Consider the following 25472-nt stretch of genomic DNA (forward strand, 5'->3'; position numbering starts at 1 on the left):
GGGTCCGGCTGTGATCAGCTGCCGGATCCGACCAGCTCCACCAGCTCCGCGCGGACCTCCGGGAGCAGCGGGTATCCCACGCGGCGGTAGAAGGAGAGCGCCTGGGAGTAGTACCAGGCGGCGCGCATCGGCTCCGCCAGCGCCATCGCCGCATCCGCCGTCCGCTTGGCGGCCCGCGCGGCGAAGCCCCAGCACCCGCAGCGTCGCGCGATGCTGAGCGCCTCCCTGGCGTGCAGCCGCGCGGCCTCCGGCTCGCCCCACATCAGCTGGGCCTTGGCCATCGCGGCGTGGGCGAACGCGGCCATCGGCAGGCGCCCGTCCTCGTGGGCGGCGTTGATCGCGCGGTGGAACCGTTCGAAGCATTCGTCGTGGCCGCCGTCGCGCAGGGAGCTGGCGAGCTCCACGAGGACGGGTCCCCGGTCGGCCCGCGTGCCGGGCCGGGAGGCGAGCCACAGGGAGCGACGGGCCGCCGTCGCCGCCGCGTCGGGGTCGCCGAGGCGCCGGTCCACCTGGCTGCGCACCCGCCACCACATCGCTGCGGCCTCCATCGCGGGGACCGACGTCGTGGAGTCGGGCGGGCGGGGGACCTCGCGCAGGATCCGCGCGGCCTGCTCGGCCCGCCCCGAGTGCGTCAGCAGCAGGGCTCGCACCAGGCGGAGCCTCTGATCCGTGCCCGTCGTGCGCTCCTCGAGCTCCAGCGCCTCGTCCAGGTAGTGCTCGGCGCGGGAGAGGTCGCCGGTGACACCGATGACCGCGGCGAGATCGGCGAGCGTGTGCGCGACCTCGTCCTCCCGGGAGCGGGCCCGGTGCACGGCCTCGATCTGGCCGAGCAGCTCGAGCGCCTCGTCGAGCCTCCCCTTCATCGCGAGCGACCGCGCCAGGCGCCTCCTGCCCCGTAGGGTCTCCTCCGGGGTGAGGGAGCTCGCCAGCTCCCGTCGGAGCGCCCCCTCGTCCATGTCGCGGGCGGCGACGGTCGCCGCCGCGTCGTCCTCCTGCCGGGCGGCGGGCTGCTCGAGCACCATCGCCCGCGCGGCCAGGAGCGCACGCCCCGGGTCGAGGTCGAGCGCCGCGAGGGCCGCGCGAGCCGCCTCGAACACCCCGATGGCCTCGGAGCGCCGCCCGACCCGGTTCAGCGCGGTCATCCACAGCACCTGGAGGCTCTCCCGGGTCCGGTGCTCACCGGCCACGGGCGCGAGCACGTCGAGCGCGGCCTCGTGCTCGCCGCGGTCGAGGAGGTGCGTGAACCGGGTCTCCTGCGCCAGCAGGTACATGTCCTCGAGCCGATACCGCTCGGCGACCACGTCGGGGTGCTCGACGTCGGGGAACGGCTCCCCCGCCCACAGCCCGACGACGTGCTCCAGCCGCTGGAGCAGCTCGGTGTCGGCCCTGCCGCGGAAGTGATCGGCGAGGACGCCGCCGATGGCGCGCTCGAAGCGCCACACGTCGACGGTCTCCGGCGGGACGTCGAGGCGGTATCCGTCGGGCCCGCTCTCGATAGCGCCGGGCGCGAGCCTGCTGCGGAGCCGGTGGATATGCAGGTGGAGACGGGATTCGGCGCTGGAGTTGGGATCATCCGGCCACAGGGCCTCGGTGAGAGCGTCGGGCGACGTCCACTGCGGGGCGCGGAGCGTCAGCAGCGCGAGCAGAAGGCGCTGCAGGTTCCCTACGACCTGGCGGGGTTCGTGATCGACGGCGATCTCGAACCTCCCGATGACGTTGATCGCCATTGGCGGCACTCTAGTCGCCTCGGTGGACGCGAGGAAGCCCTCGTCCCGGCGGGCATCGGCGAGGAAGACAGTCATCCGGTGCGTTCCGTTCCTCTCTGTCGACGGGCATCACTGACGGCCCCGCACGCTGTCGGTGGGGGCGGGGCCGGCCAGGGCCCTGCGGTCCGTCGGGGACCGCCCGTCGGGAACCACGAGGAGCCGAGCCGTTCTCGGACCACGCACGGCCGGGGGTCGGTCGGGACCGCGCCGCGGCCGCGGCACCGCGGCCTCGGCTCTGGCCGGGCTGCAGGCTCCCGGGGACCGCTTTCATGTCGCTTTCATCCGCGTATGCCCGCCATCGCGCACGTCACCTTGCCGAGCGCGACCCCGATAGTTTAGTATTGAACTATCTTGACGCCGCGGCAGGCGCACCACATCGCAGAAGGACGGTCCCATGCAGTTCGGAATCTTCACCATCGCCGACATCACCCCGGACCCGACCACCGGGCGGGTGCCCACCGAGAACGAGCGCCTGCGCTCGATGGTGGAGCAGGCCACGCTCGCCGAGCAGGTGGGCCTGGACGTCTTCGCGATCGGCGAGCACCACAACCCGCCGTTCGTGACCTCCTCCCCCACCACCACGCTCGCGTACATCGGCGCGCAGACGCAGGACATCATCCTCTCGACCGCGACCACGCTGATCACCACCAACGACCCGGTGAAGATCGCCGAGGACTACGCGATGCTGCAGCACCTCACCGGGGGTCGTGTCGACCTGGTGATGGGCCGCGGCAACACCGGCCCCGTCTATCCCTGGTTCGGGCAGGACATCCGCAAGGGCATCGAGATCGCGATCGAGAACTACGACCTGCTGCGCCGCCTGTGGACCGAGGACGTCGTGGACTGGGAGGGGCAGTTCCGCACCCCGCTGCAGCAGTTCACCTCCACCCCGCGCCCGCTGGACGGCGTGGCGCCGTTCGTGTGGCACGGATCGATCCGCTCCCCGCAGATCGCCGAGCAGGCCGCCTATTACGGCGACGGCTTCCTGCACAACAACATCTTCTGGCCGATGTCCCACACCAAGCAGATGGTCCAGCTGTACCGCGAGCGCTACGAGCACTACGGGCACGGGAAGGCCCACCAGGCCTACGTGGGCCTCGGCGGGCAGGCGTTCCTGCGCAAGAGCTCCCAGGACGCCTGGAACGAGTTCCGGCCCTACTTCGACAACGCCCCGGTCTACGGCGGCGGGCCCTCGATGGAGGACTTCACCGCACAGACCCCGCTGACCGTCGGCTCCCCCGACCAGGTGATCGAGCGCTACCTGACCATGGCCGATCACGTGGGCGACTACCAGCGCCAGATGTTCCTCATGGATCACGCGGGCCTCCCGCAGAAGACGGTCCTGGAGCAGATCGAGCTGCTGGGCACCGAGGTGGTCCCGGTGCTGCGCCGCGAGCTCGATGCGCGACGGCCGGCGGACGTCCCCGAGGCCCCGACGCACGCCGCCCGCGTGGCCGCCGCGGACGCCGAGCGCGGCGCCTTCGACGACACCTACCGCTTCGAGACCGGCGACAACTGGACCGGCCTGCGCGCCGAGGACGCCCGCCGCTGAGCGATCCCAGCCCCGGAGCCCCCATCCCCTGGCCCCGAGCCCCGGGCGCCGGTCCCCGGCGCAAGGGCCCGGCGCCGGTCCCGGGCCCAGGCCCCGGGCGCGGGCCCTCGGCCCAGGTCCCGGGCACGGGTCCCTGAGCGCTACGAAGTTGGGCGAATAGATCTCCCTTTCCCCTGATTCTGTAGCGCTCTTCCCCCTCGGGCCCCCCTCGGGCCCCACACGGTAGCGCTCGTCCCCCTCGGATCGCTCCCCGCCCCACCCCATCGCACAGCCGAGAGGATTCCTCATGACCCACCCGATCCGCCTGCTCGCCCTCACCGCCGGGCTCTCCACCCCGAGCTCCACCCGCATGCTCACCGATCAGCTCACGCGCGAGGCCGCCGCCGCCCTGGGCACCGACGGCACCGAGGTCGAGGTGAGCACCGTGGAGCTGCGCGAGTACGCCCACGACCTCACCGACGCCCTGCTGACCCGCTTCCCCAGCGAGCGCCTCGCGCTGCTGATCGAGCAGGTGCGGTCGGCCGACGCGGTGATCGCGGTGACCCCGGTCTTCAACGTCGGCCCCTCGGGCCTGTTCAAGACCTTCGTCGACGCCCTGGACACCGAGCTGTGGCGCGGCAAGCCCGTGCTGCTCGGCGCGACCGCCGGCACCGCCCGCCACTCGCTGGCGATCGACTACGCGATCCGGCCGATGTTCGGCTACCTCAAGGCGGAGATCGTCCCGACGGCGGTGTTCGCCGCCTCCGCGGACTTCGGCGCGGACACCGACGGCCAGGCCGACGAGCAGCCGCTGGCGGCACGGGTGCGCCGTGCGGCGAGCGAGCTCGCGACCATGGTGCGGGCGGGTCTCGGGGCATCCGGCGCGGTGGCCCGCGAGGGGGCCGACACCGCGCCCTCGGCAGACGGGAGCGCCGCGGCCGACGCGGCACGCGCCGACGGCGACGTCCCTGCCGACTCCCGTGCGTCGGCCACGGCGGGGAATGGAGGAGCTCCGCGCCCTGCGCTGGACGCGGAGTTCTCCGACTTCGTGCCGATGGGAGCACTGCTCGGCCGAGGCTGAGGCCCCTCCCCGGCACCCTCGGGCCCGGCTCACCACGCCCCCGCGTCACGACATCGCGACATCGCGACACCGCGACACCGCGACACCGCGACACCGCGACACCGTCGACGCTATGCGCCGAGCAGCTCGGTCATCCTCGCGTAGAACGGGGCGGGATCGCTCGAGAGCGACGTCTTGACCATGGCGGTCCAGTCATCGACGATCACTTCGATCGACCCTGCGGCCAGGCCGTCGAGGGAGGCGCGGGGTACGTCGCGGGCGTCGATCTTCGGTCCGTCGTAGCCGGCGGCGATGTCCGTGTCGGCGGCGCCGAGGAGAACTCCCTGGACGAAGGTCCCCTGGCCGGCGAGCTCGAGCCGGACGCCGTTGGTCATGTTCCAGGCCGCCGCCTTCGCCGCGGAGTACGCGCCGGTGCCCGGCGCGGCGAACCATGACAGGGCAGAGAGGACGTTCACGACCGCCCCTCCCCCGTTGGCCGCGAGGACCGGGCCGAACCGACGGATCACCTCGAGCGTCCCCCAGAAGTGCGTGTCCATCTCGCGGCGGATCTCGGACGCGTCACCCGTGACCAGGGAGGCACCGGTAGCGATGCCCGCGTTGTTGACCACGAGGGACACCTCCGACGCGACCGACGCGGCGGCGGCGATGGACTCGCTGTCGAGCAGGTCGAGGTGCAACGGCACCACCCGGTCGTCCTGGAAGGAGAGCCTCTCGGGGCGGCGCGCGGTCGCGTATACCGTGCTCGCGCCGCGCTCGAGCAGTTCGAGCACGAACTGGCGGCCGATGCCGCGGTTCGCTCCGGTCACGAGGGCGGTCTGATCCGTGATGTCCATGGGCTCCAGCTTTCGTCGATGCTCATTGCGTGGGTCGACGGGCCTCGCTCGGCCCGCCGTCGGCTACGCTAGAACTTGACGTTGGCGTCAACGTCAAGAGGTGTCGGCGAGCTCGGCGGGAAGAGAGGTGAAGACCATGCGCATCGGAGAGGTCGCACGCAGAGCAGGGGTGAGCACCAGGGCGCTGCGCTACTACGAGGAACAGGGACTGCTCGCCTCGGAGCGCACGCACAGCGGTCAGCGCATCTACCCCGAGGCCGCGGTCGAGCGCGTTCGACTCATCCAGCAGCTCTTCACCGCAGGCCTGCCCAGTCGCACGATCGTGCAGCTCATGCCGTGCATCGAGGCCGGGCACGCTACCCCCGAGGTGTTCGAGCTGATGGCTGCCGAGCGCGCACGGATCACCCGCGGGATGGCGGACCTCGCCGCGGCGCGCGACGCGCTCGACCGCATGATCGAGATCGCGAACCATCCGACTCCCGAACATTGCCCCGGCCTCCGGGAACCGGCCTGGTCGCCGTACGCTGCTCCCGACGCGACTTCGTCGCAGGCTCTTGCCAAGACCGCGCACACCGGATGATCTCCGCAGCCCGCGACTCGGGCGGCCGCGTTCTGGCCAGGCGTTCCTCTCGCGCCTACCGTGGAGCGATGTCGATGCTTCCACGAGCGGAGTTCCTCGCCGGCCTGCCGCGGAAGCGAATGATCTCCAGCGCGCTGATCCACGACCCATCTGGCCGAGTCCTCTGCGTCAACCCCGCCTACAAAGAGACCTGGCATCTGCCTGGGGGTACGGTCGAGGCAGGTGAGTCGCCCGCGGAGGCGTGCGCTCGCGAGTGTCAGGAAGAGCTCGGTGTCGTCAACAGAGTGGGCAGGCTTCTGGCCGTCGGCCACATTCCCCCAGGGCCCGACGATCCGCATGGAGCGATGGCCTTCGTGTACGACGTCTCCCTCAAGACGTGGCCGTCCCGCTTCGACCTCCCCGAGGACGAGCTGGAGGACGCAGCATGGCTGACCAGCACGCAGCGTCACGAGCGGTTGAGTGCCCTCGCGCTCCTCCTCGCGTCGGGCGGGCTCGAGGCCATCGAGGCGGGAGAGGTCATCGAGCTCGACCGACTGCCGTGAGTGCACCCGGACACCGTCTCCGGGCTCGACGCTAAGGAAGATCCCGGCAGAAGACGTGCATGACGACGGGCTGCCCCTCCTCTGACGTCTCTGCAAGGACCTGCAGGTCGCGGAGATGCACGAAGCCTGCTTTCTCGGCGACACGGGAGGAGGCGGTGTTGCGTGAGTCCGTACGGATCACTGCCCGATGGCCGACTCCCCGCTCCTGGATCACCGCGCAGATGAGCTCGACGGCGCGGACGGCGACTCCGTGCCCGCGGACCCATGGAGCGACGCCGTACGCGATGTTGACATCCCCTGTGTCCAGGCCGTCTGTCACCTCGGGATCGAAATCGACGGTGCCGACGCAGCGGCCGTCGGCCCATATCCCGAAGGCCCGCTTGGCCCTGCTCTGCTCGGCATCTCGGACCAGCTGGGAGATGTACTCCGCTGTCCCCGCGACGGTGCTCTTCTCCTCGCTGAGACAGCGGATCGTCGCGTCGTCCTCAGCGTCGACGAGGGCGGCTGCGTCCTCGAGGCGGAGCGGCTCGATCGAGATCTGCATGCCGGGACCGTACGCCGCGCCGGTACTGGCGTGCGAACGGTTAAGCACCGCCGGAAAGGGTCGCTGCACGTTCTCCGCGTGACACCTCCCCGACGACCCTGAGTTCCCCACCCCCCCCCGGAGAGCCATGCCCGTCACGATCCGCTCCTACGCCGCCGACGACGAGGACAGCTGGCTGCGGTGCCGGGCCCTGCCCTTCCTCGGCACCTGCTATGACGACGACCTGTGGACGAATCGGCCGACGAGTCCTGCCGTCCAGCTCGTGGGGACCCCGACGCGACTGTCGTAGGCGTGCTGGACATCGAGATCGCGAGTGATCTGGCCACGATCGACACCGTGGCCGTGCAGCCGGACAACCAGGGAAACGGCATCGCCTCCGCGCTCCTCACCCGGGCTCAGGCAGCGCCTCCCCGCTCCGTGACCACGCTCGACGCCTGGACCCGGGAGGACGAACCGGCATTTGCCTGGTACCCCTCCCAGTGCTTCACCGAGTCCGGCCACTACCTGCACATCTACAAGAGCTGGGGAGGACCCCTCCGACGGATGGACGAGCCCGGCCCCGCTCTAGACCCCGATCACCGCGTTCTGCCACGCATCGATCGAGGACGAGGCCTTTCTCCGCGCCCGGTTCTCACGGACCTATGGGTGCCGGCGCTTCAGTCGGCCCGTCGCCCGGGGCTGAACAGCGCACCCCGCCTCTCACCCACGGCGACCTCGTCGAGCTCGACCACTTGATCGGGAATCGCCAGACGGACCACGCCGAGCATCGTGATCGTGGGAGCGGCGCCCGCGGCGCCGAGACTGCCGGCGAGCGCGCCGTCGTGATCCATCAGCGCGTCCACGTCGATCGCGTGGGCATTCAGTCGCACCAGGTGCGCGAGCGGCATGTCGTCCTCGCGGAGCACTCGCTCGAGGTTGTCCGCAGCCAGCGCGAGCTGCACTGCGAGCCGGCGCAGCGCCCCCCAAACAGTCGACCTCGAGGCGCTCTGGCAACTCGGCACCGACGCCGTGGCGCTCGCGCCGGAGGCCGTCCGCTGTGCGCTGTCCACGCGCGGGGACCCTGGCCTCGCGCTACCGGCCCTGACCTCATCGCACGGCTGCCCCACGGAGTCCGGCGACGGCGGCAGCAGAGGTCGCCTCCTTGATCCACCGCGGAGGACGCGGTCCAATGAACCATAACGACGATGACGACGAAGGTGCTCAGCGTGTCGGTCCCGGTGGCCGATCAGGATTCCGCCCTCGAGTTCTACACGACGGTGCTCGGCTGCGAGCTGCGGACGGACGTCGAGGTGTGGCCGGGTGCCCGGCTGGTCGAGGTGGTGCCGCCCGGATCGAGCGTCGGACTGGTGCTGCTCCCGCCGGACAGCGAGATTCCCCTTGCGATCCGGCTCGGGACTCCGGACGCCCAGCAGGCGCACCAGGCGATCCGCGAGGCGGGGGTGACCCTGCACAACGACGAGCTGGTGCAGCTGGAGGGCGTTCCGCCGATGTTCTCGTTCACCGATCCCGACGGCAACGGCCTGGTCTACCTCCAGGACGACGACTGAGGCGGCGCCGACGTCCCGGTCCGCAGCTCATCGCCGGGAACCGCCGTCGTTCAGCCGAGCATTCCTCCCCCGCTCCCGGTCGAACGTAGGGTCTGTCAGGATGCCTCAGTGAGTGACGAGCGGCTTCTGACGATCAGCACCTTCGCCCGAGCAGTCGGCGTCCCCGGAAGCGCCTTGCGCTTCTACGCCGGCAAGGGAGTTCTCGAGCCTGCCGAAGTCGACTCCACGACCGGGTACCGCTACTACGCACCCTCCCAGATCGATGCGGGAGTCCTGGTGGGAAGGCTACGAGCTGCGGGGGTCCCGGTCCCCGCGATGAAGGAGATCCTGCACGCAGAATCGCCCGAGCGAGCCCGGCTGATCGACGAGATCCTCGCGAACCACAGCGCCCGGTCACGCCGACGCGAGCAGGACCTGACCGCGCTTCGCGAGAGCCTCCTTGACGCAGCGCAGTCAGGTCGGAGTGCTCGAGCAGCGCTCGAGGGGCCCGTGCTCGCGTCGGCCATCGGTCAGGTCATCGCTGCGACCTCCGAGGCGGCGGACGATGTCTCCGGCCTCGTGTGGTCCGTGCGGAACGGGCAGCTCGAGCTCATCGCCACCGATCGGTACTGGCTGGCCCACCGATGGCTCCGCCCTCGTGGCAGCGAGGGTGCGGCGAGAGCGATGACGACACCTGCAGCGGCGACCGCCATAGCGGCATCCTGCGCACGTCGCGCCGAGGTGGAGGTCGAGATCGCGGGAGACCGGCTTCGCCTTCTCGGCTCCGACGGGGAGGTCCTGGACGAATCGCCGTCGATCGAGCGCGCCGTGCCCGATCTCAGCCTGCTCATCTCGACCCAGCCTCCCGTCCGTGCGGTCGCGGGGTTCGCCTCGCTGGCGCTCGACGAACTGCTCCGCGGTCCCGCCGCCGACGGACACGCCGCCATCGACACCCGCCACGGCGAGGTGGTCGGCGGCGACCAGAGCATTCCGGGATGGGTCGCCACAGCGACAGGCGCCGCCGGGCCATTGCGGATCCAGATGCAATCGACACTGCTGGCGGCGGCCGTGTCGATCTGCCAAGGCCCCGAGATCGTCATCGGTCTCGTCGACGAGACCACTCCCGTCCGTGTCCACTCTCCCCTCCAGGACACCATGACCTGTCTCGTGATGCCGATGCGCCCTTGACCTTCGAGCAGCGTGAAGCCTCACGGTGGCGGCATGTCGACTCCCTCTCCCGCATCCCGCGGACTCCCAGCCCAGTTCCACCTCTGGTGGGTCGTCTCAACCCTCTCGGCGGGCGGCGACTCCATGCTCGCCTTCGCGCTCATCTGGACGGCGACGGGCCACGGCCCCGCGGCTGTCGCGATCGTCAGCACGCTCGCCGTCGTGCCCCGCATCCTGCTCATGCTCTTCGGTGGGGCGCTCGGCGACGAGCACGGGCCACGCCGGCTCCTCATCGCCACGACGGCCATGCAGCTCGCGGCTCTGGCAGTGCTGGCAGGTCTGTCGATCCTCTCCTCCGGTGTGGTCTTCTTGGCAGTCGCTGCGGGTGCGGGCGCCGTCATCTCAGCCTTCCAGCAGCCTGCCGCGGTTGTGCTGCCTCGGCTCCTGATCACCCACGACGACCAGTTCGCGCGGGCCCTGGCCCGCATCTCCGGCAGCCTGCACGCTGCTCGAATCCTCGGTGTCGGCGTCGGAGGTCTCACGATCGCCGCCCTCCCGCTGGTCGCGATCTTCGGGGTCAACGCAGCCGTGGTCGGCCTGTCTCTCGTGGTGCTCTGCTCGATCCACCCCCGATCGGACCGCGGCACGGCATCAGCAACCGCCAGCGGCGCCGGCATCTGGACTGCGCTGGCGACGGGTATCCAGTCTGTTCGCGCGCTGCGCATCTGGCCCCTGCTGGCCGCTGTGGCCCTGGTAAGCGCAGCCGTGCTTCCCACGGTCGCGGTCATCATGCCGAGCATGGCGCGTTCCCACGGCTGGACCGCCGCCCAAGCGAGTCTCCTCGAAGCCGGCTGGGCTACGGGAACCCTCGTCATGACGCTGCTGATCTCGTACACCGGCTCGATCTCCAAGGAGGCGATCCCCATGGTGGGAGGACCCGCACTGATCTGCGCTGCTCTGGCGACGCTGGCCCTGCCGGCCTCGGTGCCGATTGCCGTCGCACTGTCCGTCCTCACCGGAGTGGGGACCGCTGCGTTCACCACCCACATCGCGCCCACACTGCTCCGCATGGCACCCCCGGACCAGCTGACTCGATTCCAGTCGCTCATGGCCATCGTCCAGCTCGCTCCGCCCGCACTGCTGAACAGTCCTCTGGCGGCCCTGTCAGGCACAGGACGCAGCTCCTCGGCCGTAATCATCGCCGCCGGCATGGCCGGGGCCGCGGCCGTCGCCGCAGTTCATGGACTACGTCGCCAGACAGCCGTAGCCACTCCCGACGAGCAAACCACGGCGCCGGCGTGAGCACTCCGACCGCCGCTCTCTCGAGCAGGTGTCGGCGGCAATCCGGTCATATTGCCGAGGGACGGAAACATTCCGTCGAGATACATGGCTCCTCAGAGTTGAGTGTGGGCTCGCCGATGGCGCGAGTAACGGTGGTACAGAAGCCATCAACGGGATCATCGAACTCGGCCGCCGCATCGCCCGCGGCTTCCGCAACTTCGAGCACTACCGCCTCCGCATGCTCCTCATCACCGGAGGCCTCGACGCCTCACCCCACACTCAACTCTGAAGAGCCGGTATACGGTTGTCGCCGTCGTGAAGTGGCGCTCACGCACTGAGCACGCCCCTCCCGCGGACGATGTTCGGCCGGATTCTCCGAGCACGAACGATTCGAGCTCAGAGGCGAGTGCGCACAACGTCCAAACTAGACGTTGAGGGTCACGGCGTCCCGGCCTTTGCAGCGGCGGCCTCGGGCTCATTCATCGGTTTGCTCGACAATGGGCGCGCTGACGGCTACGGCGGTCCAGCCTCGATCTTCCGTGCTGAGTGGGGCGATAGCCAGGGTGACCCCACGAACACCGCCTCCGCCACCCTTGCCCTCGGCCCCTGCCTTCCTTCTCAGCCCGCCGAGCCCGGAGACTCAGGCGAGTCGGCGATCTGCGCCGAGGGCGGAGAGGCCGGCGACGACGGCGTCGGGGCGGAGTCCGGGCTCGGAGCCGACTGTGCAGACGGGGCGGACTGCGCAGACGGAGCCGAAGCCGTCGAGGGAACGGACTGCGCCAAGTGCACGACGGGCGCGGGGGCCGACGGAGCCTTCTGCGGGGCCGAGGCGGCGATGGAGCCCTCCCCCTTCGGGGAGCCGGAGCTGCGCCTAGCGGCCTTCGGCGACGTCGGGGACTGGGCGGTCGGGGCGGAGACGGCGCTCTGGGCCGTGGTCGGCGGTGAGGCCTCCGCACGGACGTTCGCCGACCCGCCCGAGCCCAGCGACTCCGCCGGCGGGATCTGCGTCGCGGAGGAGCCGCCGGTCGAGAGGCCCTGGGCGGCCCTGGCGACGGCGACCCCGGCGGAGGCCTCGGAGCTCTCGGCCACGACCCCGGGCTGCTCCGCGGGTGCCCCGAGCCCTCCGGTCATCAGCGCGTACGCGACGCCGGGCACCAGCACAGCGGCGCTGGTCCCGGCCGCCACGGTCCAGATCGTCCTGTTCTGCATGCTCTGCTCCTCGCTCGGGGCGCTCGTGTGCCGTCCCGGTCGCTGTCTCGGTGATGAGGACAGTCCACCGCGGCTCGATGAGACCTCGATCAGACGGGAATGAGAGGCCCTTCATGGAGGAGCCGGCCGGTCCCCGCGCCCGGTCACCGGACCGGGAGGACCCGTGGCTCCTCAGCCGCGTGGCGCCGTCTGGCCCGTGCCGTCCACGTCGCTGGACCAGCCGCTCAGCGCCGCGGTCTCGTACCGGGCGAACCACGCCTCGAGCTCGGAGGTGAGGTCGCGGAGGAGGGTCCGGTGCTCGGGAGACTCGGAGAGGTCGTGCTCCTCGAGCGGGTCCGCCTCCAGGTCGTAGAGCTCGGTGGGCCCCTCGCGACGCAGCACGAGCTTCCATCGCTCGGTGCGGAGCATGCGGTGCGCGCCGTACTCGTCGTGGATCACGATCGGCGTGTCAGCCTGCGCGTCCTCCTCGCCCAGCAGTCTCGGCACGAGGGAGCGCCCGGCGCGCAGCGGGTCCTCACGGGGCGTCGCGCCGGTGAGCTCCGCGATGGTGTCGAAGAGGTCGACGGCGGAGGCGGGGCGCTCGTCCACGGTGCCCGCGGTGATCCGTCCGGGCCAGCGGATGATGAACGGGACCGTGATCGAGGGCTCCCAGAGGTTCAGCGGCCGGGTGCCGTTGCCCTTGCCCCAGATCCCGTGATGGCCGCACGAGAAGCCGTTGTCCGAGGTGAAGATGACGATCGTGTCGTCGAGCAGGCCGCGGTCCTCGAGGTGGGCGAGCAGCGTCTCGATGCTCCGGTCCACCCCGCTGATCGCCGCGCAGTACCCGGCGAGCGCCCCGTGCCGGTCGGCCACGGCGCGGGGGAAGCTCTCGCGCACGAACCACGGATGCGCCGGGCCGCGGGGAACGGAGGGGAAGTCCGTGTCCGCGTAGAGGTCGAGCATGTCCTGCGGATGATTGCCGTCGAACCAGGGATCATGGGGCGCGGTCCAGGTGACCTGCAGGAAGAACGGCTTCTCGGGGTCGTCCTCCGCGCGGCGCAGGAAGTCGAGGCCCTGGCGGGTGATCGCGTCGGTGAGGTACTCGGGCTCGGTCGTCGGCTCGGCGGGCTCGACGGGCCGGCCCGTCGACGCATCGTGCGCCCAGATCGGAGCGCCGACGTAGGGTCCGCCCCCGAGCTGGTGCGCCCACCAGTAGTCGTATCCCGCAGCCGGCCGGTCCGAGGAGCCGACATGCCATTTGCCGACCATCCCGCAGCGGTAGCCACTGCGGGAGAGCATCGCGCCGAGCGAGTCCGCGCCTTCGGCGCGCTCGAGGAAGTCCGGATCGTGCGGCGGGCGCGGGGAGTCGGCGCGCGCCAGGCCCTCGGGGCGGATCCAGTCGTGCACCCCGTGGGCGGACGGCATCCGCCCGGTCAGGAGGCTGGCGCGCGCCGGGGAGCAGACCGGGGAGGCGCAGAAGAAGCGGTCGAGGGTGGTGCCCTCCCGTTGGAGCCGGTCGAGGGTCGGGGAGTGCAGCTCCGGCATCCTCGACCCCAGCGCCCAGGCGCCCTGGTCATCGGTGACCAGGAGGAGGACGTTCGGTCGAGGTGCGTCCGGTCGGCGGGCGCCCTGCGAGCTCGGCGAGGGCTCCATCGCGGCCTCCTCGGGATCGATGCGGTCGTGCAGACACCGTAGCGGGGACCGCACGGCGCGGAGGGGCCGACGAGTGGACGTGGGCGCACTCGGATCGCGCGGGATCCGGTGCCGTACGCTGAGGCAACCGCTTCCCGGCGAAGATCGGGGCCGGCGCACACCAGAGATCCTCCGTCCGACGGCGCTCACCCGAGGGCACGCCCCCGACGCCGATTCCGCCGCCGCCGACGGCCCCGCCGACGACAGCTCCGCATCCGACCACAGGAGGACCACCGATGATCCGACCAGGGCTCTGCTCGGTCACCTTCCGCGACCTCGACGTCGGGTCCGTCGTCGAGCATGCCACCGCCGCCGGGCTGGAGTGCATCGAATGGGCCGGGGACGCGCACGTCCCACCTGGGGACACCGCCGCCGCCGAGCACGCCCGCACCACCACCGAGCATGCCGGTCTCGCCGTCGCCTCCTACGGCTCCTACCTGCGTTTCGAGGGCACCAGCGCGGAGCACCGCGCCGAGGCGGACGGTGTGCTCGCCGCCGCCCGAGCCCTGGGCGCCCCGCGGGTCCGGGTGTGGGCGGGCAGCACCGGCTCCGCCGAGGCGACCGCCGAGGACCGCGCCCGGGTCGTGCACCGCCTGCAGGACTTCGCGGACCGCGCGGCCGCCGACGGCATCGACGTGGGCCTCGAGTTCCACGGCCGCACGCTCACCGACGAGATCGGCTCGACCCTGCGCCTGCTGGACGAGATCGACCGCGAGAACGTGCTCTCCTACTGGCAGCCGCACCAGGGGATGCCCGCCGACGACGCGCTCGAGACGCTGCGCGAGGTCCTCCCTCGCGCCTCGACGATCCACGTCTTCTCCTGGTGGCCGCTCGCCGAGCGCCTGCCGCTGTCCGAGCGCGGCGACCTGTGGGAGGGGGCCTTCGCGCTGCTCGCGGCCGAGGGCTCGGACCGGGACGCGCTGCTCGAGTTCGTCCCCGGCGACGACCCGTCCCTGCTGCGCCGCGACGCGGACTCCCTGCGCGCGCTGATCGCCGCCGGCGAGGACGCCGCTCGATGAGGGCGCTCCTGGCCATGCCCGCAGGGCTGCAGGACCGTATGTTCGACGGGGCCCAGCTCGCGCGGCTGCGCGACCTCGTCGAGATCGACACCGAGCGCACCGTCGACGATCTCGCGGAGGCCTCCGACGACGAGCTGGACGCGGTCGAGGTGCTGATCACGGGCTGGGGATCCCCTGCCGTCGACGCCGCGGCACTCTCCCGGCTGCCGCGCCTGCGCGCGATCGTCCACACCGCCGGGACGGTGCGGCACGTGGTCACCGAGGCGGTCTGGGAGCGCGGCGACGTGCTGGTGACCTCGGCGACCGAGGCGAATGCAGTGCCGGTGGCCGAGTTCGCGCTCGCCCAGATCCTGCTGGCCGGGAAACGGGCCCTGGCCCAGGAGCACCGCTACCGCCGGGAGCGCCGCGTCGGCGGCGCCGCGGCTGCCGAGCCCGGGATCGGGAACCACGGCGGGGTGGTGGGCCTCGTCGGCGCCTCCCGCATCGGCACCCTGGTCGCCGAGCATCTGCGCCGCTTCGACCTCGAGGTGCTGATCACCGACCCCGTCGTCGGTGCCGACCGGATCGCCGCGCTGGGCGCGACCGAGGTCGAGCCCGAGGAGCTCTACGCGCGCTCCGACGTGGTGAGCCTGCACGCCCCCGACCTCCCCTCCACCCAGGGCATGGTGACCCGTGAGCTGCTCGCGCTCCTGCGCGACGGCGCCACCTTCGTCAACACCGCCCGCCCTGCCCTGGTGGACATCGACGCCCTGCGCGAGGAGGTGGTCTCCGGGCGCCTCGCCGCGGTGCTCGACGTGCACGACGACCTCACCCCGGACGATCCGCTGTGGGACGCGCCGCTGGCGATCCTCAACCCCGCACATCGCCGGCTCCCAGGGCAGGGAGCTGCACCGGATGGGCGAGGCGGCGCTCGAGGAGCTCCGCCGGCTCGGCGCCGGGGAGGCGCCGCGCTTCCCCGTCGACGGCTCGGTGCGGGACGTCACGGCCTGACCTCAGCGATCGGCCCGTCCCGCGGGCCGTGGCTCGCTATGCTGACCAGGTCGGGACAGCGTTTCCCCTCCTGTCGGACGACCCCGCCCACCACACCCTCGACGATCCCCGCAGCACCCCCTGATGAAGGAGACCCGATGCCCGCCGTGCGCCTCAGCGACGTCGCCCAGGACGCCGGGGTCTCCCTGGCCACCGCCTCCCGCGTGCTCAACGGCTCCTCCCGCGTGCCCGGCAGGGCCGTCGCCGAGAAGGTGCAGGCCTCCGCGGCGAAGCTGGGGTACGTCCCCAACGCGCAGGCGCAGGCCCTCGCCCGCTCCCGCTCGGGGCTGATCGGCCTGGTGGTGCACGACATCGCCGACCCGTACTTCGCGACCATCGCCCGCGAGGTCCAGCAGCAGGTGTTCGCCTCCCGGTCCCAGGTGCTGCTCACCCAGACCGACCGCGAGATCGAGACCGAGATCCGCGCCCTGCGCTCCCTCATCGCCCAGCAGGTCGACGCGCTGGTGCTGGTGGGCTCGCACCGCTACGGCAACGAGTCCGACGCCGCGATCAGCACCCTGCTCGAGGGCTTCGAGCGCAACGGCGGGAAGGTCGTGGGACTCGGCCAGACCCTCGGGGTGGGGCGCACGATCGTGCCCGACAACGCGGCGGCCGCCCATGAGCTCGCCACCGCACTGATCGTCGAGGGGCATCGCCGCTTCGCCGTGGTCGAGGGCATCGCCGGGATCCCGTCGGCCGGGGACCGCACCGGCGGCTTCGTCGCCGCCCTCACCGAGGCGGGCATCGAGCCCGAGCTGAGCACCGCCGCGGACCTCACCCGCGACGGAGGGCTCGAGCTCGCCGCGGCCGTGCAGGAGCACCTCGAGCACTCCCCCGCCGACGACCAGCCGCTGTGCGTGTTCGCCCCGGCGGACGTGATGGCGCTGGGCACCCTCGGCGAGCTGCGCCGCCGCGGCATCGACGTCCCCGGCCGGGTGGCGGTGGCCGGCTTCGGCGGGGTCCCCGGCGCCCTCGACGCGAATCCGTCGCTGACCACCATCGTCCTGCCGCTGGCGGAGATGGCGAGGCAGGCGGTCGACTGGGTGCTCGGCAGCGCCGAGGGCGACTCCGCCGCAGCGGACGAGGCGCCGACCGCGGACGGGCCGGACACGGAGGTGCCGGACGCGCCCGGGACGGACACGGCCGCGACGGACACAGCCGCGACGGACTCGGCCAGGGCGACGCAGGACGCCTCGGCGGACGCCCGCGAGGTGCACGTGCGCGGCGACGTGCTGCTGGCCGAGTCCACCGCGATCCTCCGCAGCGGAGCCTGACCGCCCCGGCAGCCACCTCCTCGGCTCCGCTTCCGCACGACTCCGCCCCCGCACTCCCCGGTCGGGCCCCTGGCGCCGCGGCGGCCCCTGCAACTAAGGTGAGCCTCACCTATTCGATCCGTCGGAGGCTCCCGTGACCGCACCCCGCACCACCCCGACCCGCACCAGCTCGCCGCGGCGCGGCCTCGACGGCGCCCTCGTGAAGGTCTGGGGCGGCAAGGACCTGCGCCTGCGCGTGCTCGAGCGGGAGGACGTCGCCGAGGACTTCGTGCGCCTGCGCATGGACCTGGACGGACTGCTGGAGCGCGACGAGGTCTACCCCACCTACTGGCTGCGCCTGTGGTTCACCACCGCCTCCGGGCGCGGCCATCAGCGCGCCTACACGCTGGTCTCGCCCGATGCCGCGGCCGGCACGGCATGGATCGAGTTCTTCCTCCACGACGGCACCGCCTCGCAGTGGGCGCGCACGGCCCGGCCCGGGGACGAGATCGACGCGACGGTGCTGGGCGGCCGCAACCCCGTCGCCACCTCGCCCGAGCACCTGCTCCTGGTGGGCGACGGCTGCTCCTACCCGGCGATCGCCGACACGCTGCGGCGCAGGCCGGACATCCCCGCGACGGTGCTGCTCGAGCAGGCCTCTCCCGCCGAGGCGGCCTGGACGATCCTTCCCGAGCGCGAGCACCTCACGGTGCGGCGCCTCGAGGCCGACGGCTCGATCGTCGGCGCGGCGCTGACCGCCGCAGCCGCCGCCCCCGAGCGCACCGTGACCGTCGTGGCCCTCGAAGGCGCCCCCACCCGCGCCCTCTCCGGTGCACTGCGCAAGCAGCTCGGGCTGCCGAAGGAGCAGGTGCACGCGCTGGCCTACTGGAAGCGGCGCTGAGCGAGTCGACGTCGAGCCGGGCGGCGCTGGGCGACGTGGCGACGAGCACTGCGGGGCCGGGCCCTGGGCGACGGGCCGGACCGACCGTCAGCGGCTACGGACCAGCTTCACCGAGACGCAGTCCCGGAATCCCGAGCGCTCCGCGAAGCGCACGGGCCGGCGCTCGTACTCCTCGAAGCCGAGCCGCCGGTACAGCCCGAGCGCGGCCTCGTTGGTGTCCTTGATGTCGCGCAGCACGACCTCGGGCGCGGTCTCCTCGTCGAGGATCCTGCGCAGCAGCTGCTTCGCCGCCCCGCGCCCGCGGAGTGCGGGGTCGGTGGTGACGAAGCCGATCTCGACCAGTCCCGGCCGGGCGTCGTCGGCGGCACCGACGAACTGGCTGCGCACGATGAGGAACGTGAGGGTGCCGCGCACGAGGCCGAGAGCGCGGCGCATCGGGGCCCAGCGCGGTGCCAGCGCCTCCTGCGCCCCCTCGGTGACGAAGGCGACGGCGGCGGGCTCACCGTCCAGGAGGGCGACCCGCCAGCGCTCGAGCACCAGCATGTGGGCGAAGGCGGAGGCCAGCCGCTCGGGGTCCCGGGAGAAGGCGGCGAAGTCCTCGGCGAACCCGCGGACGAAGACCGTCGCGAGGCGGTGGCGGTGGGTCTCGCCGAGCTCGTCGGCCCTACGGATCTCGATCATGGCAGGCATCCTCGCACCCTCCGCCGGGTCCGCGCTCCCGGCTCCGGCGGTGGCAGCAGGGGGTGAGCGTCCGGCGTCTCCCGGCCGACGGCGCGATCGTCGAGGCAGTGCTGAGCGCCGCCGGCTCCACGCCCGCGGTGACGGGCACCATGGTCGCGCTCGAGGGCGCTCGCCTACGGGAAGCGGCGCTGAGCGCTCAATCGTACGGCTGCCGGGCGTCGGTCAGCGCTGTTCTCACTTTCCCGCTCAGGCGGTGATGTCCAGCCGTCTGCGGTCCAGCGCATGGCGAGGCGTCTCACCGCGCGAGAGCTGCTGAAGCTCTTCGAGGGTGCTCTCGGCCATCCGGTGCAGCTCATTTCCCTGCGATCCGGCGATATGCGGTGTGAGCCCGACGGTCGGGACGTCCCACAGCGGGTCGTCGGCGGCGAGGTCGTCATGCACATCGAGCACGGCGCTGATCCGGCCGCTGACGAGTTCCTCGCGCAGAGCGTCCTCGTCGACGAGTGCGGGGCGCGCGGTGTTGATGAAGGTGCTGCCGTCCTGCATCAGCGCGAAGTGCTGCCGGGTGATCATTCCTCGGGTCGACGGGACGTCCGGAGCGTGCAGGCTGACGACGTCGCCGGCGCGGAATATCTCCTCGAGCTCCACCTTGCGCGCCCCGAGCGCCGCGATCTCGTCGGCTCCCGCGAACGGGTCGTACATCAGCACCTCGAGGTCGAAGGGCTGCAGGTGCTCCGCAGTGAGCCGCCCGGTCCGCGAAGCACCGATCAGCCCCACCACCGCCCCGTAGTTGCCGGTCTCACCGGTCGCGGTCCAGGCCCCCTCGCGGCCCCGTGCGCGGCGGTAGTCGGCGGACCGAGCCAGCGACCGCTTGCCGGCCAGCAGGATCTGAGCGAGCGTGTACTCGGCGACCGGCACCGCATTGGCCTGCGCGGCGGAGCAGACGATGATGTCCTCGCGATCCCATACGGCCTGGCCGACGAAGGAAGCGACCGTACCGGCGGCGTGCACGATCGCCCGCAGCCGAGGCAGGCGCTCGAGCGCCTCCGCATCGATCCGGGGAGCACCCCACCCGGTCACGAGGATCTCCACCTCGGCCGCCACCGACCTCGGGATGGTGCTGAGGTCCGAGACGACGTCCTCCGCCAGCAGCGAGACCAGCTCGTCCAGGCGCCGGCGCTGATCCGGAGCGAACAGCTCGGCGACGAGGCCGTCGCTCATGGCGAGCAGTGCGGCCGGACGCGCCGGCGGGGCGTGCTGGGCAGGTTGGCTGTGCTGGGCAGGCTGGATGATCACGGTGGCCCTCCGAAGGGGGTGGTGGGGATCAGGACGGGATCGACGGCCCCTCGTCCGAGGGCGGCGCGGTCGTGCCGCGCACGTGGAGCCTCGGGAGGAGCTCGGTGCGTTCGTAGGGGGCATCGGGCGCCTCCAGCCGCCGCACGAGCATCTGCACCGCGCGGTCGCCGAGAGCCAGCTTGTCCGGGCTGACGGCGGTCAGCGCCGGCCGGGTGAGGGTGGACAGCTCATCGTCGTGGGCGGTGATCGACAGGTCCCCGGGAACATCGATCCCGCGACGTCCCGCCTGCTGCATGACCAGGAGCGCCGCCTCGTCGGAATGCACGTGGATGCCTGTCACGCCACGGTCGAAGCACAGATCCAGGAAGGAGTCGACCTGTTGAGCGGGGTTCCTCCCATGGGTGTCGAGCACCCCGAGCGCGGAGTGCTCCGCAGGCAGGTCGAAGAGCTCCTGCGCACGCTGCCAGGCGGCGAGGATCCGCGGGACCGTGGGACTGGTCCGGTCGTGCAGCAGCCCGAGCCGGCGATGTCCGAGCTGATGCAGGTGCGCGAAGGCATCCAGCGCCCCCTGCTGGTGATCGGTGCGCACCGAATCCACGCCGACGAACGTCGGATCCAGATCTCGCGCGTCGCGCTCCATGAGCACGACCGGGACCCGCAGTCCCTTCAATCGCGCGAGCAGTTCCTCGGACGCCTCCCCCGACCGCAGGTCCGGCGCCAGCAGCAGCGCGTCGATCGCACCTTCGTCCGTCAGCCGCGCAAGGCTCTCCAGGCACTCCTCAGCGCGGGGCGCAGCGGCGTCGATGTGCAGGCGAGCCCCGTGGCCATCGGCAGCCGCGCTGGCTCCCCGGAGGATCCGGGGCCAGTAGTAGGTCAGCGAGGGGACGACGACGCCGATGTCCTTCAGCGGCGTGCCGTCTCCCTCGGCAGCGACACGGCCGGGCAGCTGGGCCGACTCGTCACGCGACACCAGGCGGTGGGCACCGCCGCGGACCTGCCGCAGCAGCCCCTCCCCGTCCAGGCTCGCGATGTCGCGTCGCACCGTGATGACGGAGACACCGAGTTCGGAGGCGAGATCAGCGACGCGAGCCTCGCCGCGAGCATTGACACGTTCGAGGATCGACTCGCGCCGTCCGATGGGCAGCGAGCGCGTCTGCGCCATGAGGTCTCCGTTCTGCTGTGCGGTGCGACGAGATGACTTATCGACCAGTGGCGAGCCCCGCGCCCGATCCGGCCGCGCGCCGCGACACCTCGTCGGTATGGACGATCACCTCGACAGAATAAGCGGCACCGCCGACCCACCATAATGCATCATAAGCGATCATCAACGCTCCACTTCCTGCAATGAGAGCATCTTGACAGATCGAACATGATCGTTATTGGATGCTCGGCATCACCTGTGACTGGTCGCGGTGATCGTGCCGGACTTCTCCGCTACGACGTCTCACCGGAGCAATTGGCGCAGGCGTCCGAGTCTGACGGGCCGGCCTCCGCACAGCCCGCTCCACCGTGGAAGGAAGACCGATGACGTTCACCCCCACCCGCCGCAGCATCCTGGGCGCCGCAGCCCTCTCCGTGCCGACCCTTGCCCTGGCCTCGTGCGGGGGCGGTGAGGCGGAGCGCAACGCAGAGGGCAAGATCGAACTGACCATGGCGGCGTGGTCGATCGCCACCACCCCGGAGTTCGACGTCATCGTCGACGGTTTCGAGGCCGCCAACCCCGACGCGACGATCGTTCTCAAGGAGTACAGCGCCGACGACTACGACACGCAGCTGACCACCGACCTCTCGGCGAACTCCGCACCGGACGTCTTCCCGCTCAAGAACCTCGAGCAGTACTTCTATTACCAGTCCAACGGGGCGCTCGCCGACCTCACGGACCAGGCGTCCTCCCTCCGCGAGGACGGCAACATCGAGCTCGACCTGCTGGATCTGGACGGCGGGATCTACGCCCTGCCCTACCGCCAGGATTCCTGGGTCGTCTACTACAACAAGGAGATGTTCGCCGCGGCGGGTATCGACGAGCCGGACGGCAGCTGGACATGGGACGACTTCGCCGACATGGCCGAGGAGCTGACCGGTGCGCTCGAGGGCACCGACTACCAGGCCAAGGGCGCGTACATGCACAACTGGCAGTCCATCGTCCAGTCCTTCGCCCTCGCGCAGACCGACGGTGCGGACCTCGCCTCCGGGGATCTGTCCTACATGGCCCCGTACTACGAGCGGCTGCTGGCGATGCAGGACGCCGGCTCGACCGAGACCTTCTCGACGGTGGACTCGCAGTCGCTGAGCTACCAGGCGCAGTTCGGCACCCAGAAGGCTGCGATGATGCCGATGGGCACCTGGTACATCGGAACCCTGCTCGCCCAGCGCGAGAGCGGCGACGCCGACGAGTTCGAGTGGGGCATGGCGCCGGCTCCGCAGCAGACCAGCGGAGCAGGCCCGATCACCTTCGGCGACCCGACCACGCTGGCGATCAACGCCGAGCTCTCGGGCGAGAAGCTCGAGGCCGCCCAGAGCTTCCTGGACTACATCGTCTCCGAGGACTGCTCGAAGGCTCTCGCGGAGATCGGCATCACCCCGTCGTACTTCTCCGACGACGTGGTCGACACGATCTTCTCCCTCGACGGCATGCCCGACGACGATCTCTCCCGCACCTCCTTCGCCGACACGCAGGTCGAGGCGGAGAACCCGATCGGCGAGTTCACCAACGACATCGTCACCATCCTGGAGGACACCCACTCGGAGATCCTCACCGAGTCCAGCCCGGTCGACGTGGCGCTGACCAAGGCGGAGGAGCAGCTCGACAACGAGGGCCTGACCGCGTGAGTGCCCCCATCGTCCCCCCGCCCCCCGCCGGGACGGCCTCTGAGACGACGCGCAACGGGGTCGGCTCCGCCCGCAGCGCCGGCAGAGCGCTTCGGCGGCGGCGCACCGTCGCCGGCTGGACGTTCATCATGCCGAACTTCCTCGGCTTCGTCCTGCTCACGCTCGGTCCTGTCCTGGCGTTGTTCTACATCGCCTTCACCAAGTGGTCCGCCTTCGGCTCTCCGCAGTTCACGGGCCTGGAGAATTTCGAGCGCCTGATCGGCGACAAGATCTTCTGGACCTCGTTCGGGAACACCCTGTACTACTCGGCGATCCACATCCCGGTGACCTTCGTGGTCTCCCTGAGCCTGGCGCTGCTGCTGAACGAGAAGATGCGAGGGCGGGCGTTCTTCCGCTCAGCGGCGTTCTTCCCGTACTTCACCTCCATCGTCGCGGTCGCGCAGGTCTGGAACATGCTGTTCTCGCCGGAGTTCGGCCCGGTCAACCAGCTGCTGCGTTTCATCGGCCTGGAGAATCCACCGGACTGGGTGGCGTCGAGCACCTGGGCCATGCCTGCGGTGATCATCGTGGGCATCTGGCGCGACGCCGGGTACTTCATGCTGCTGTTCCTCGCAGGGCTGCAGTCCATCAACCCTGAGCTCCACGAGGCCGCCAAGATGGACGGCGCGAACTGGCTGGAGCGCATCTTCAACGTCACCATCCCGGGCCTGCGGCCCACGATGTTCTTCGTGACCGTGATGCTGACGATCAACAGTTTCAAGGTGCTCGACCTGATCCTGGTGATGACCGGCGGCGGGCCCGGCAACTCGACGCTGGTGCTCTCCCAGTACATCTATCGAATGGGCTTCGAGCGCAACGATTTCGGCTACGCGTCGACCATCTCGGTGGTGCTGTTCGCACTCTGCATGATCGTGACCATCATCCAGTTCACCTACAACCGTCGAGCGGAGAAGTGACATGACCCAGCTAGCGTCGCGGCCCGCTGCGGCACCGGGCGGCCCTGCCCAGGGGACTGCTCCGCTGCGCACTTCGCCGATGAGACCACAGGCGGTGATCAGCCGCACGGTGCGCTACGTGCTCCTGTCGGCCATCTCCATCGTGGTGCTCACGCCGTTCGCGTGGATGGCGCTCAGTTCGCTGAAGCGCAACAACGAGGTGTTCACCGCCCCGATCACGTGGTTCCCCGACGAGTGGCAGTGGCACAACTACATCGACATCTGGACCAAGGCCGACATGTCGACCTGGTTGGGGAACACGATCTTCCTGTCGGTGACGGTCACCGCCCTGCAGGTGCTCACCGGATCGTTCGCAGCCTACGGCTTCAGCCGCATCCGCTTCCCTGGACGCGATGCGCTGTTCCTGGTCTACATCGGCACGATCGCGGTGCCGTGGCAGGCGTACATGATCCCCCAGTTCAAGTTCCTCTCCGAGGTGGGGCTCGCCGATACCCGCCTGTCGATCATCCTGCTGCAGGCGTTCAGCGCCTTCGGGGTGTTCCTCATGAAGCAGTTCTACGACACCGTTCCCGAGGAGCTCTCGGAATCCGCTCGCATCGATGGACTCAGCGAGTTCGGCATCTATCGACGGATCATGCTGCCGCTCTCGGTGCCTTCGATCTCCGCCCTGGCGATTCTGACCTTCACCAACACCTGGAACGACTACATGGGTCCGCTGATCTACCTGCGCAGCCCGGACCTGTGGACCATCCAGCTGGGCCTGAAGACCTTCATCGGCCAGTACAACGCGGACCACGCCGCGATCATGACCGGCTCGGTGCTCTCGGTGCTGCCGATCGCCGTGGTGTTCGCCATCGGCCAGAAGTACTTCGTCCAGGGCATCGCCTCGAGCGGGCTGAAGGGCTGAGCGTCGATGTCGCAGCTGCAGACTCCCCTGCAGGCCCGCCGCGCACCTCTGGTGCGCTGGGGTGGTCGGGACGGCTCGGCGAGCGTCAGCAGCCATGCCGCCCACACGTTCAGCGCACTCGGCTCGTACGTCTTCGGAGCGCTGCGCCTGAACATCATGCTGGCGATCGGGGCTCTGCCGCTGGTGCTGCTGCTCCTGCTCGCGGCTGACCCCTTCAGCGCACCACCCGCGCTGCTGGCGGCGGTGTACCTGGCGATGCCGATCGTCACCGTCGCCTTCTGCGCCTTCCGCGACAGCCCGGCCTTCCGGATCGGGCTGTCCGCCCGGGAGGGGGCCGGCGAGGACTCGTGGTGGTCATCCCATCCCGACCAGTCGCTGCTGCAACCGGCGCTGCATGTGCTGCGACGGACCGGACTGCGCACTCTCGGGGCGACCGCACTGCCCATGGCTCTGGCGCTGATCCTGGTGGTGGACGCCCGGTGGGCTCTGGACCACGCCTGGGGCTTCATGCTCTTCCCGGCGTTCCTGCTCGGTGCGGCGCTGGCTCTGAGCACAGCCTTCAACACCGCGGCGCTGATCAGCGAGCGGGCCGATGCGCCCTGGCATGTGCTGCTCCGCATCGCCGCCTTCGGGGTCCTGCGCAGCTGGCCGCTGTCGCTGCTGAACCTCGCGGTGATGGCGATCGCCATGATGGGCCTGATCTGGCAACCTCTGCTGTGCTGGGTGCTCGCCTCATCGCTCGTGCTGTACGTGATCTGGGCCGGCTCCCGCTGGTCGATCCTGCCGACGGTCAGTCCGCGGGCCGGCTGACCCGCAACACCTGACGGGCTCCGACGCGCACGTCCGGCCAAGGGGCCCCCGCGCCCGGCC

25 protein-coding genes and 2 pseudogenes are annotated in these 25472 nt (G+C 70.9%); 19 read left to right on the plus strand and 8 right to left on the minus strand.

The annotated features are described in order from the left end of the window. Positions 1 to 14: 14 nt before the first annotated feature. The gene (locus tag ACT3SP_RS14400) at positions 15 to 1802 is read right to left on the minus strand and encodes a BTAD domain-containing putative transcriptional regulator (protein WP_444587995.1); all 1788 of its coding nucleotides are present in this window, start codon (positions 1800 to 1802) and stop codon (positions 15 to 17) included. A 358-nt stretch (positions 1803 to 2160) separates the two neighbouring features. Between ACT3SP_RS14400 and ACT3SP_RS14405 the strand changes: the two genes are divergently transcribed. Further along, the gene (locus ACT3SP_RS14405) at positions 2161 to 3318 is read left to right on the plus strand and encodes an LLM class flavin-dependent oxidoreductase (RefSeq protein WP_444587996.1); all 1158 of its coding nucleotides are present in this window, start codon (positions 2161 to 2163) and stop codon (positions 3316 to 3318) included. Positions 3319 to 3604: 286 nt separating this feature from the next. Beyond that, positions 3605 to 4378, plus strand: a complete 774-nt coding sequence (locus tag ACT3SP_RS14410) for a CE1759 family FMN reductase (protein WP_444587997.1) — start codon at positions 3605 to 3607, stop codon at positions 4376 to 4378. Between the two features lie 110 nt (positions 4379 to 4488). Here the strand turns inward: ACT3SP_RS14410 and ACT3SP_RS14415 are convergent, their stop codons facing one another. Further along, entirely contained in the window at positions 4489 to 5211 is a 723-nt protein-coding gene (locus ACT3SP_RS14415) for an SDR family oxidoreductase (RefSeq protein WP_444587998.1), read from the minus strand. Positions 5212 to 5347: 136 nt separating this feature from the next. On the opposite strand from ACT3SP_RS14415, the gene ACT3SP_RS14420 reads away from it, so the two are divergent. Both ACT3SP_RS14420 and ACT3SP_RS14425 read left to right on the plus strand, forming a co-directional pair. Continuing rightward, on the plus strand, positions 5348 to 5791 hold the full coding sequence (locus ACT3SP_RS14420; RefSeq protein ID WP_444587999.1) for a MerR family transcriptional regulator: 444 nt from the start codon (positions 5348 to 5350) through the stop codon (positions 5789 to 5791). A gap of 119 nt (positions 5792 to 5910) precedes the next feature. Continuing rightward, complete coding sequence (locus tag ACT3SP_RS14425) at positions 5911 to 6333, plus strand: NUDIX domain-containing protein (protein ID WP_444588063.1); 423 nt, start codon at positions 5911 to 5913, stop codon at positions 6331 to 6333. A 31-nt stretch (positions 6334 to 6364) separates the two neighbouring features. On the opposite strand, the gene ACT3SP_RS14430 is transcribed toward ACT3SP_RS14425, so the two are convergent. After that, positions 6365 to 6877, minus strand: coding sequence for a GNAT family N-acetyltransferase (locus tag ACT3SP_RS14430; RefSeq protein WP_444588000.1), 513 nt, complete (start codon positions 6875 to 6877; stop codon positions 6365 to 6367). A 127-nt stretch (positions 6878 to 7004) separates the two neighbouring features. On the opposite strand from ACT3SP_RS14430, the gene ACT3SP_RS14435 reads away from it, so the two are divergent. Together ACT3SP_RS14435 and ACT3SP_RS14440 are read left to right on the plus strand one after the other, a co-directional pair. Beyond that, positions 7005 to 7166, plus strand: a complete 162-nt coding sequence (locus ACT3SP_RS14435) for a hypothetical protein (RefSeq protein ID WP_444588001.1) — start codon at positions 7005 to 7007, stop codon at positions 7164 to 7166. 2 nt (positions 7167 to 7168) lie between these two features. Next, entirely contained in the window at positions 7169 to 7612 is a 444-nt protein-coding gene (locus tag ACT3SP_RS14440) for a GNAT family N-acetyltransferase (protein WP_444588002.1), read from the plus strand. Here ACT3SP_RS14440 and ACT3SP_RS14445 read toward each other — a convergent pair. After that, positions 7534 to 7926 (minus strand): hypothetical protein, encoded by a 393-nt coding sequence (locus ACT3SP_RS14445; protein ID WP_444588003.1) that lies wholly within the window; start codon positions 7924 to 7926, stop codon positions 7534 to 7536. The two genes, ACT3SP_RS14440 and ACT3SP_RS14445, sit on opposite strands and share 79 nt — an antisense overlap. Positions 7927 to 8061: 135 nt before the next feature. Between ACT3SP_RS14445 and ACT3SP_RS14450 the strand changes: the two genes are divergently transcribed. The 6 genes and pseudogenes from ACT3SP_RS14450 to ACT3SP_RS14475 all read left to right on the plus strand — a co-directional run bounded on the left by ACT3SP_RS14450 (position 8062) and on the right by ACT3SP_RS14475 (position 12163). Beyond that, positions 8062 to 8424, plus strand: a complete 363-nt coding sequence (locus tag ACT3SP_RS14450; RefSeq protein WP_444588004.1) for a VOC family protein — start codon at positions 8062 to 8064, stop codon at positions 8422 to 8424. A gap of 108 nt (positions 8425 to 8532) precedes the next feature. Continuing rightward, positions 8533 to 8748, plus strand: a pseudogene (locus tag ACT3SP_RS14455) (MerR family transcriptional regulator); the annotation flags it as partial. Between the two features lie 396 nt (positions 8749 to 9144). Continuing rightward, entirely contained in the window at positions 9145 to 9591 is a 447-nt protein-coding gene (locus tag ACT3SP_RS14460; protein WP_444588065.1) for a hypothetical protein, read from the plus strand. Positions 9592 to 9624: 33 nt separating this feature from the next. Beyond that, on the plus strand, positions 9625 to 10872 hold the full coding sequence (locus ACT3SP_RS14465; protein WP_444588005.1) for an MFS transporter: 1248 nt from the start codon (positions 9625 to 9627) through the stop codon (positions 10870 to 10872). Positions 10873 to 10987: 115 nt separating this feature from the next. Beyond that, a pseudogene (locus ACT3SP_RS14470) lies at positions 10988 to 11140 on the plus strand (transposase); the annotation flags it as partial. A gap of 546 nt (positions 11141 to 11686) precedes the next feature. Continuing rightward, complete coding sequence (locus ACT3SP_RS14475; RefSeq protein WP_444588006.1) at positions 11687 to 12163, plus strand: hypothetical protein; 477 nt, start codon at positions 11687 to 11689, stop codon at positions 12161 to 12163. 68 nt (positions 12164 to 12231) lie between these two features. On the opposite strand, the gene ACT3SP_RS14480 is transcribed toward ACT3SP_RS14475, so the two are convergent. Continuing rightward, positions 12232 to 13692, minus strand: a complete 1461-nt coding sequence (locus ACT3SP_RS14480; RefSeq protein WP_444588007.1) for a sulfatase-like hydrolase/transferase — start codon at positions 13690 to 13692, stop codon at positions 12232 to 12234. 275 nt (positions 13693 to 13967) lie between these two features. On the opposite strand from ACT3SP_RS14480, the gene ACT3SP_RS14485 reads away from it, so the two are divergent. From ACT3SP_RS14485 to ACT3SP_RS14495, 3 genes are all read left to right on the plus strand, one after another. Then, entirely contained in the window at positions 13968 to 14750 is a 783-nt protein-coding gene (locus ACT3SP_RS14485) for a sugar phosphate isomerase/epimerase family protein (protein WP_444588008.1), read from the plus strand. Continuing rightward, entirely contained in the window at positions 14747 to 17053 is a 2307-nt protein-coding gene (locus ACT3SP_RS14490) for an NAD(P)-dependent oxidoreductase (protein WP_444588009.1), read from the plus strand. The genes ACT3SP_RS14485 and ACT3SP_RS14490 overlap by 4 nt, the downstream gene beginning before the upstream one ends. Before the next feature lie 133 nt (positions 17054 to 17186). Continuing rightward, the gene (locus tag ACT3SP_RS14495) at positions 17187 to 17933 is read left to right on the plus strand and encodes a siderophore-interacting protein (protein WP_444588010.1); all 747 of its coding nucleotides are present in this window, start codon (positions 17187 to 17189) and stop codon (positions 17931 to 17933) included. A gap of 87 nt (positions 17934 to 18020) precedes the next feature. Here ACT3SP_RS14495 and ACT3SP_RS14500 read toward each other — a convergent pair whose 3' ends face one another. From ACT3SP_RS14500 to ACT3SP_RS14510, 3 genes are all read right to left on the minus strand, one after another. Beyond that, the gene (locus ACT3SP_RS14500; protein ID WP_444588011.1) at positions 18021 to 18614 is read right to left on the minus strand and encodes a GNAT family N-acetyltransferase; all 594 of its coding nucleotides are present in this window, start codon (positions 18612 to 18614) and stop codon (positions 18021 to 18023) included. A 246-nt stretch (positions 18615 to 18860) separates the two neighbouring features. Then, on the minus strand, positions 18861 to 19910 hold the full coding sequence (locus ACT3SP_RS14505; RefSeq protein ID WP_444588012.1) for a hydroxyacid dehydrogenase: 1050 nt from the start codon (positions 19908 to 19910) through the stop codon (positions 18861 to 18863). Between the two features lie 28 nt (positions 19911 to 19938). Beyond that, positions 19939 to 21072, minus strand: coding sequence for a substrate-binding domain-containing protein (locus ACT3SP_RS14510; protein WP_444588013.1), 1134 nt, complete (start codon positions 21070 to 21072; stop codon positions 19939 to 19941). A 362-nt stretch (positions 21073 to 21434) separates the two neighbouring features. Between ACT3SP_RS14510 and ACT3SP_RS14515 the strand changes: the two genes are divergently transcribed. From ACT3SP_RS14515 to ACT3SP_RS14530, 4 genes are all read left to right on the plus strand, one after another. Then, a complete protein-coding gene (locus ACT3SP_RS14515) occupies positions 21435 to 22739 on the plus strand; it encodes an ABC transporter substrate-binding protein (RefSeq protein WP_444588014.1) in 1305 nt (434 codons plus the stop codon). A gap of 128 nt (positions 22740 to 22867) precedes the next feature. Next, complete coding sequence (locus ACT3SP_RS14520) at positions 22868 to 23695, plus strand: carbohydrate ABC transporter permease (RefSeq protein WP_015776866.1); 828 nt, start codon at positions 22868 to 22870, stop codon at positions 23693 to 23695. A gap of 79 nt (positions 23696 to 23774) precedes the next feature. Beyond that, complete coding sequence (locus ACT3SP_RS14525) at positions 23775 to 24602, plus strand: carbohydrate ABC transporter permease (protein ID WP_444588015.1); 828 nt, start codon at positions 23775 to 23777, stop codon at positions 24600 to 24602. Between the two features lie 6 nt (positions 24603 to 24608). After that, complete coding sequence (locus ACT3SP_RS14530; protein WP_444588016.1) at positions 24609 to 25412, plus strand: hypothetical protein; 804 nt, start codon at positions 24609 to 24611, stop codon at positions 25410 to 25412. The last annotated feature ends 60 nt before the right edge of the window (positions 25413 to 25472 follow it).

Source organism: Brachybacterium sp. AOP43-C2-M15 (assembly GCF_052446295.1).
In the GTDB taxonomy this organism is placed as follows: Bacteria; Actinomycetota; Actinomycetes; order Actinomycetales; family Dermabacteraceae; genus Brachybacterium.

Bases quoted from the DNA above. Each gene is read 5' to 3' on its own strand.
- ACT3SP_RS14465 (WP_444588005.1), top strand. From the start codon at position 9,625: ATGTCGACTCCCTCTCCCGCATCCCGCGGACTCCCAGCCCAGTTCCAC.
- ACT3SP_RS14450 (WP_444588004.1), top strand. From the start codon at position 8,062: ATGACGACGAAGGTGCTCAGCGTGTCGGTCCCGGTGGCCGATCAGGAT.
- ACT3SP_RS14480 (WP_444588007.1), bottom strand. From the start codon at position 13,692: ATGGAGCCCTCGCCGAGCTCGCAGGGCGCCCGCCGACCGGACGCACCT.
- ACT3SP_RS14425 (WP_444588063.1), top strand. From the start codon at position 5,911: ATGATCTCCAGCGCGCTGATCCACGACCCATCTGGCCGAGTCCTCTGC.
- ACT3SP_RS14475 (WP_444588006.1), top strand. From the start codon at position 11,687: ATGGAGCCCTCCCCCTTCGGGGAGCCGGAGCTGCGCCTAGCGGCCTTC.
- ACT3SP_RS14485 (WP_444588008.1), top strand. From the start codon at position 13,968: ATGATCCGACCAGGGCTCTGCTCGGTCACCTTCCGCGACCTCGACGTC.
- ACT3SP_RS14500 (WP_444588011.1), bottom strand. From the start codon at position 18,614: ATGATCGAGATCCGTAGGGCCGACGAGCTCGGCGAGACCCACCGCCAC.
- ACT3SP_RS14430 (WP_444588000.1), bottom strand. From the start codon at position 6,877: ATGCAGATCTCGATCGAGCCGCTCCGCCTCGAGGACGCAGCCGCCCTC.
- ACT3SP_RS14410 (WP_444587997.1), top strand. From the start codon at position 3,605: ATGACCCACCCGATCCGCCTGCTCGCCCTCACCGCCGGGCTCTCCACC.
- ACT3SP_RS14525 (WP_444588015.1), top strand. From the start codon at position 23,775: ATGAGACCACAGGCGGTGATCAGCCGCACGGTGCGCTACGTGCTCCTG.
- ACT3SP_RS14515 (WP_444588014.1), top strand. From the start codon at position 21,435: ATGACGTTCACCCCCACCCGCCGCAGCATCCTGGGCGCCGCAGCCCTC.
- ACT3SP_RS14415 (WP_444587998.1), bottom strand. From the start codon at position 5,211: ATGGACATCACGGATCAGACCGCCCTCGTGACCGGAGCGAACCGCGGC.
- ACT3SP_RS14520 (WP_015776866.1), top strand. From the start codon at position 22,868: ATGCCGAACTTCCTCGGCTTCGTCCTGCTCACGCTCGGTCCTGTCCTG.
- ACT3SP_RS14510 (WP_444588013.1), bottom strand. From the start codon at position 21,072: ATGGCGCAGACGCGCTCGCTGCCCATCGGACGGCGCGAGTCGATCCTC.
- ACT3SP_RS14400 (WP_444587995.1), bottom strand. From the start codon at position 1,802: ATGACTGTCTTCCTCGCCGATGCCCGCCGGGACGAGGGCTTCCTCGCG.
- ACT3SP_RS14420 (WP_444587999.1), top strand. From the start codon at position 5,348: ATGCGCATCGGAGAGGTCGCACGCAGAGCAGGGGTGAGCACCAGGGCG.
- ACT3SP_RS14435 (WP_444588001.1), top strand. From the start codon at position 7,005: ATGCCCGTCACGATCCGCTCCTACGCCGCCGACGACGAGGACAGCTGG.
- ACT3SP_RS14530 (WP_444588016.1), top strand. From the start codon at position 24,609: ATGTCGCAGCTGCAGACTCCCCTGCAGGCCCGCCGCGCACCTCTGGTG.
- ACT3SP_RS14405 (WP_444587996.1), top strand. From the start codon at position 2,161: ATGCAGTTCGGAATCTTCACCATCGCCGACATCACCCCGGACCCGACC.
- ACT3SP_RS14490 (WP_444588009.1), top strand. From the start codon at position 14,747: ATGAGGGCGCTCCTGGCCATGCCCGCAGGGCTGCAGGACCGTATGTTC.